Annotated in this window: 3 protein-coding genes; 1 reads left to right on the top strand and 2 read right to left on the bottom strand. The window is 61.5% G+C overall.

The window, feature by feature from the left end:
• Positions 1-148: 148 nt before the first annotated feature.
• Positions 149-1282, bottom strand: coding sequence for a catalase family protein (locus tag DK871_RS28250; protein ID WP_032901960.1), 1134 nt, complete (start codon positions 1280-1282; stop codon positions 149-151).
• A 29-nt stretch (positions 1283-1311) separates the two neighbouring features.
• Positions 1312-3120: a di-heme-cytochrome C peroxidase gene (locus DK871_RS28245; protein WP_161907455.1), complete on the bottom strand. Its 1809-nt coding sequence runs from the start codon at positions 3118-3120 to the stop codon at positions 1312-1314.
• 247 nt (positions 3121-3367) lie between these two features.
• On the opposite strand from DK871_RS28245, the gene DK871_RS28240 reads away from it, so the two are divergent.
• Entirely contained in the window at positions 3368-4108 is a 741-nt protein-coding gene (locus DK871_RS28240; protein ID WP_003190133.1) for an FKBP-type peptidyl-prolyl cis-trans isomerase, read from the top strand.
• The last annotated feature ends 323 nt before the right edge of the window (positions 4109-4431 follow it).

Raw genomic sequence — 4431 nt, 5'->3', positions numbered from 1 at the left:
GTTAGAATACCGGCCTGTCACGCCGGGGGTCGCGGGTTCGAGTCCCGTCCGCTGCGCCATATTCGGTCACCTGGAACACTGAACGCCAGGTAGCCACAAGAAACCCGCTCATTGAGCGGGTTTTTTTTCGCCTGCGATTTAACGCGCCTTACGGTGCGTTGCGGCTGTGGCGGTAATCGCTGACGGCTTCGTACACCGCTTTGCGCAGCCGATTGATGCCGCCGATAGGGCGGTGGGCTTCCAGCCCGAACCAGGGGTTGAACGACTGGTTATCGCACGCCAGGTTCTGCGCCGGCGTGTCGAAGTCCTGGGCGGGAATTCTGACCTTGGCCACGGTTTCATAAGGCGCGTCGCTTTCCTTCCATTCGATGCTGGTGTCTTCGATGGGCATGAACGCCTGCGGGTTTTGCCGCTGGATCTGCAGCACAAAACACGCATCTACACGATCGGTGGACAGTTGCTGGTTGAGCGCGCTGCGCAGGAAGTTGGGCAGGTCCTGGTTCTGTTTGGGCAGCACGTAATCCGGGCAGCTTTGCGGGTCGGGCGCGACGCGAAACTTGGCGTTGGCCGCGCCAAACTTGTAGGGCGACACTGAAAAGTAAGTCGTCTGCGTCGGGCTGGCCGGTGCGGGCGCCAGGGTTGCCAGGGCGATAAACAAGTGACGCACTTGCCAGCTGCGCGGGTCGAGCTTGGGAAAGAACGCCAGGACCTTCTTGCCATCCGCTTGCGCACCGATGTTCTGCGCGTATTCCGCGACATCGCTGACAAAGAAGTTCGGGTGGCTGAACATCACGAAATCCTGCTCGGTGCGCGCTTGCTGGTCGGCCATCAGTTGCTTGCCCGGCACATCCAACAGCTTGATGGCCATGCCGCGGGCATCGCGGATGCTGTCGAATTGCGGGTAGGCGTTGCCGTTGGACAGGCGCATCGTCGCCTGCCAGGTCTTGCCCGGCTCGGCGAACACGCCCTGGCGCAAGGCCGGGTCGAGATCCGCCAGGACGCTGACCTCGGCTTTCACGCACCCATGGGCCTTGGCATGGGCATCACGCAGGTAGCGGGTACCTTCGCGATGTTGGTCAACGATGCGCACGGCGGTCTGGATGATGCCTTGGGTCATCGCCGCTTCACCCGGCGGGATCTGTTCTTTCACCGACACCGGGCCCCTGTGCTGCCAGGCGAACCAGGCCGTGGCCAGCACCCACCCTAGCAAACCCAGGCCCAGTAGCCACAGCAGGGTTTTACCCACAAAGGCGCCAAGGCGCAGCCACAGACGAGCAAGCATGGAGCGGTCCTTGTTTTGCGATCGGATAATCATGGCAGTTGTTGCTCCAGCGGGCCGCCCAGCACTTTGAGATATTCGAGCAGCGCCCAGCGTTCCTGCGGCAGCAAGCCACGGCCGATGACGCCATTGCCACGTTCGCCGGCACGGAATTCGTGGCCGCTGTTGTGGTTACCGGTGATTTTTGTATCGAACAGGAAGGCGTTCTTGAAGGCGCTGGTCTCAAACCCCAGGTGGCGCGGGTCGTAGTTGAAGGTGCCTTTATAGAAGGTGGTGCTGCGTTCGTCCTGGGGCGAGAGCAGTTGGTAAATAGTCGGCACCGAACCGTTGTGCAGGAACGGCGGGGTGGCCCATACACCGGCCAGTGGTCGCGCCTTGTAGGCGCGCAACTCGCGCACGCCGATGGGCAGGCCGAACCCGTCCAGGCCCGGGCGCTCGGCCGGGGTCACGCCGGCCGCACGGTAGGCATGCTCTTCGACGAAGGCGGTGACATAGGCCAAGCCCTGGGCCACCGACATTTTTTTCAGGTCCAGCGGCGCGGTGGGGGTGGGGTGCAGTTCGACATTGAGCCGGGCCAGTTCGGCCGGGTCCCATTGCAGCGCGCTGAGGTCATAGCGTTGGTCGGCAATGTTGTTGGCGGTGCCGGGGTCGGTGCCGATGTAGTCCACCGGCAGCATTTTCAACTGCTGCACCGGGCGGCCATTTTCTTCGGTAACGGTGGGCAGGTGGCAGCCGGCGCAGTTCTCGGCAAAGAGTGCGCGGCCCTGGGCGGCGAGGGGTTTGTCGATGGCACCGAACAAGTCTTGCGGCCAGGTCGGCGGCTTGAGCCGTTGCAGGGTTTCTTCGATCAGGTGCAGGTCGCGCACCCGTACGCTGGACGGGTAGCGGGCATCGCCTTTGAGCGGTTGCCCGGCTGCGTCGAAGAACGCCAGGGTCGCGCCTACGCCAAGGGCTTCGCCGATATTGCGCGCCATCGGCTGCTGGGCCGAGCCATTCCACTGCACCCAATCGAAGGTCCAGATGTCCCACAACTGCGGGTAGTCCACCGGCGCATTGGCGACGCGATAATTGTCTGGGGAAATAGCGTCGCCAAAACTGGCGTTGGCGATGCGCCCAAAGGCGTCAGTACGGCCCGGGCCTTCTTCGGTGGGGTAGAGACCGCGATGGGTGTCATTCCAGGCGACTTTGAGGAACTGGTTCAGCGATTGCTTGAAGTCTTTGCGCAGTTGATCGCGCTGGGCATCGTACTGATCCCCCAGCACCTTGTGGGCAAAGCGCTCGAACTTCCATGGGTTGTAATAGGTAGCGGCCAGGCTGGCGACCAGGGCCTGGCCGAAACTGCCGCCGCGCAACGTGGGAACGCTGGAGGGCAGTACGTGTTGCGCCGAGCCGCCGTCGATGCGCAGGGCCTGGCCCTTGAAGTGCAATTCGCCGGTGTGGCAGGCCGCACAGGTGATATCCAGGTACTGAGCCTTGCTGTCGGCGTTCTGGTGCCGGGCGAAACCTACCGGCAGGTTGCCAGGGTTTTGCGCGGTGGGTACCTGCTTGGGGTCGACCAGGAAGCCGAAGCGCGCCAGGTACTCGGGCGCGGCAAAGCGTTGCTCGGAAAACGGCAACTCCAGGGCGGTGAACCAGTCGTAGCGCAGGCCTTTTACTTGGGTGCCCTGGGGCGTGAAGTAGTAGGTCTGGCGGTCATCGGCACTCCATTGCTCCTGGTAGTGCACCTGCTTGACGGGCACGTAGTCCGGCAGCTTGGGGTTGAGGGTGTAGTAGAGCACCACGGCCAGAATCAGGCCCAGTGCGATCGGTATCAGGAGTAAAACACGGGAAAAAATGCGCAAGATAACTATCCTTGTCGAATTGTCGCGTTGTTATGCCACTGCGCCACAGGTGCGGCAAGTAGCAATTGGCCCTCTATCAGGCGGTCCCGCGATCCGTCGCGGGGCCCCATGATAAATGGAAATGCTTTTAAACACGTGAACTTATCAGAAGTTTCCTGCTCACATGCCGGTAGCCATTGGTCGTGGCCGCCTGATAAGCTCGCGACTTTATTCGAATGCCCTTATGGCGCATGAACAAGGAAATAGCATGAAACAGCATCGGTTGGCGGCGGCGGTGGCCCTGGTTAGCCTGGTACTTGCGGGTTGTGATTCGCAGACCAGCGTAGAGCTGAAAACCCCGGCGCAAAAAGCTTCCTACGGCATCGGCCTGAACATGGGCAAGAGCCTTGCCCAAGAAGGCATGGACGACCTGGACTCCAAAGCTGTTGCCCAGGGCATCGAAGATGCCGTCGGCAAGAAAGAGCAGAAGCTCAAGGACGATGAGCTGGTTGAGGCGTTTGCCGCACTGCAAAAGCGTGCTGAAGAACGCATGACCAAAATGAGCGAAGAGTCGGCAGCTGCTGGCAAGAAATTCCTCGAAGACAACGCCAAGAAAGACGGTGTCGTCACCACCGCTTCCGGCCTGCAGTACAAGATCGTGAAGAAGGCCGACGGCGCCCAGCCTAAGCCGACCGACGTGGTGACTGTTCACTACACCGGCAAGCTGACCAACGGCACCACCTTTGACAGCTCCGTAGATCGCGGTAGCCCGATCGACCTGCCGGTCAGCGGCGTCATCCCGGGTTGGGTCGAAGGCCTGCAACTGATGCACGTAGGCGAGAAGGTCGAGCTGTACATCCCGTCCGACCTGGCCTACGGCGCCCAGAGCCCGAGCCCGGCGATCCCGGCCAACTCGGTGCTGGTATTCGACCTGGAGCTGCTGGCCATCAAGGACCCAGCCAAGGCAGAAGCGGCTGACGCGCCAGCTGCACCAGCCGCCAAGAAGTAATAGGCGCCTGAACATACAACGCCCCGTCTCGACGGGGCGTTGTTGTTTTCGGCGTTGGTCAAACGACGCAAAATTCCCTGTGGGAGCTGGCTTGCCTGCGATGACGGCCCGACAGCCGACGCCTCTCTACCTGACACCCTGCGAGCAAAGTGTGGGAGCGGGCTTGCTCGCGAAGGCGGCCTGACAGGCGACACAGTTGGATTGTGTACATATCCATTGCTGCGGTAACGGCTACTTAGGGTTCCGCCTGACGGCGTCTTACTTTTGAAAAGCGCAAAAGTAAGCAAAACGCTCTTGCCCCACCACTCGGCACCTCGCTTAGG

This window comes from Pseudomonas sp. L13 (assembly GCF_009935965.1).
Classification (GTDB): domain Bacteria; phylum Pseudomonadota; class Gammaproteobacteria; order Pseudomonadales; family Pseudomonadaceae; genus Aquipseudomonas; species Aquipseudomonas lactis.
This window is presented reverse-complemented; position numbering and strand designations above follow the sequence as displayed.

Bases quoted from the DNA above. Each gene is read 5' to 3' on its own strand.
- DK871_RS28250 (WP_032901960.1), bottom strand. From the start codon at position 1,282: ATGCTTGCTCGTCTGTGGCTGCGCCTTGGCGCCTTTGTGGGTAAAACC.
- DK871_RS28240 (WP_003190133.1), top strand. From the start codon at position 3,368: ATGAAACAGCATCGGTTGGCGGCGGCGGTGGCCCTGGTTAGCCTGGTA.